The sequence below is a fragment of the Microbacterium sp. genome (assembly GCF_049661145.1).
Lineage (GTDB): Bacteria > Actinomycetota > Actinomycetes > Actinomycetales > Microbacteriaceae > Microbacterium.
This window is the reverse complement of record NZ_JBASZT010000080.1, coordinates 1-1,815: the sequence shown is the minus strand read 5'-3', so window position 1 is coordinate 1,815 and position 1,815 is coordinate 1. Positions and strand designations below refer to the sequence as shown.

Sequence of the window (1,815 nt, the reverse complement as noted above, 5' to 3'; positions counted from 1 at the left end):
CGGCCCAACCACCGCCGCCCCGCGAACCCGCAGCTACGGTCGCCGCGAGATCGTCACGAGCCTCGGCGTCTGCGCGTCGAGGTCCTCGCCGTGGCCGTACGTGCCGCACGCGCTGTCGACGCCGCGTCCGTTCCACTCGCGGTCGATCTCGACCTCCCACCACCCGTCGGCGACGGCGCCGGCGAACGGCGCCGCCCACTCGGCGACGACGACGGAACTCGCGAAGTCGATGTCGAGGTCGTCGAGCTCGGCCGCCGAGCCGAGGCGGTACGCGTCGACGTGCACGAGCGGGGCTCCGCCGCTGAGCGACGGATGCGTCCGGGCGATGACGAAGGTCGGGCTCTGGATGGGCCCGCGCACGTCGAGCCCCGCCGCGATCCCGCGCGTGAGAGTCGTCTTGCCCGCGCCGAGCGGACCTGTCAGCACGACGAGGTCGCCGGGGCGCAGCATCCGTCCGATCTCCTCGCCGAGCCGCTCCATGGCCTCGGGAGAACTGATCTCGTGCGCGCCGTCGATCGACTCGAGTCCGCTCACCTCGACCCCCCTGCGCATGACTGCGTCAACGCGCAGCGGATCGCTCGGATTCCCTGGCCCAACGCCGCCGACCTCACGACAGCCAGCCTCACGACGCGACCTGCCGCCGCGGCACGCGGGGCCCGATGCGCGTGACGATCTCGTAGTTGATCGTGGATGCGGCATCCGCCCACTCGTCGGCCGACGGCACGCCGAGCGTCGGATCCCCGAAGAGCACCGCCTCATCGCCGACCCGCACGGGGTGGTCGCCGACGTCGACGACGAACTGGTCCATCGCGATGCGCCCGGCCACCTGGAACCGCGCACCGCCGATCGTCACGGGGCCCGCGCCCGACGCGGTGCGCGGCACGCCGTCGGCGTAGCCGAGCGGAATGAGCGCGAGGGTCGTCTCGTGGCCTGCCCGATAGTCGTAGCCATACGACACGCCGTGCCCGCCCGGCACGCGCCGCACCGCCGCGACGGGGGCGCGCAGTGTCATCGCGGGGCGGAGGCCCAGGTCTCCCGAATCGCGATCGGCGAACGGCGAGAGCCCGTAGATCGAGACGCCCAGGCGCACGCAGCCGAGCCGCGCCTCGGGCAGCGCGATGGCGGCGTGGCTCGCGGCGATGTGCCGCAGGGGCGGGGCGAGCCCCACGGATGCCGCGGCCGCGACAGCATCGTGGAACACGCGCAGCGCGGCCCGATCATCGTCGGCCGAGGCGTTGGAGAGGTGGCTGAACAGACCGATGACACGCAGCTTGCCGATGCGCTCGAGCCGCGCGGCCTCGGCGAAGACGACACGGTAGTCCTCGGGCGCGATGCCGTTTCGCCCGAGCCCCGTCTCGAGTTTGAGGTGCACTCCGACCGGACGGTCGACGGATGCCGCGGCCGCCGCCTGCAGCAGCTGCTCGAAGCTCGAGATGCCAAGCTCGATTCCCGCGCCCGCAGCCTCGCGGAAGTTCGCGCCCGGCGCGTGCAGCCACGCGAGGAGGGGAGCCCCGATGCCCCCGCGCCGAAGCGCCAGCGCCTCACCGATGTCGGCGACGCCGATCCGGCTCGCGCCCCCTTCGAGCGCCGCAACGGCGCTGCGCACGGCGCCGTGCCCGTACCCGTCGGCCTTAACGACGGCGATGACCTCGGACTCCGTCATCCGGCGCAGGTGCCGCACGTTAGCGGTGATCGCGCCGACGTCGATCGTCGCTTCGCGGAGGACCCCGTCGGGCAGCCGGCTCATGGTGCGACCCCCGGGTCGCCGGCGAGCTCGCCGGTCGGCTCGGCGGCAGCGCCAACCCCCGCTTCGCC

The 1,815-nt window shown here is 73.6% G+C and carries 2 protein-coding genes; both read right to left on the bottom strand.

The features are described 5' to 3' along the window. Positions 1-33: 33 nt before the first annotated feature. A complete protein-coding gene (gene tsaE, locus WBP48_RS03720) occupies positions 34-534 on the bottom strand; it encodes a tRNA (adenosine(37)-N6)-threonylcarbamoyltransferase complex ATPase subunit type 1 TsaE (RefSeq protein ID WP_424436287.1) in 501 nt (166 codons plus the stop codon). An 88-nt stretch (positions 535-622) separates the two neighbouring features. After that, positions 623-1,747 carry an alanine racemase gene (gene alr / locus WBP48_RS03715; protein WP_424436284.1) on the bottom strand — a complete coding sequence of 375 codons (1,125 nt, stop codon included), beginning with the start codon at positions 1,745-1,747 and terminating at the stop codon, positions 623-625. Positions 1,748-1,815: the final 68 nt, after the last annotated feature.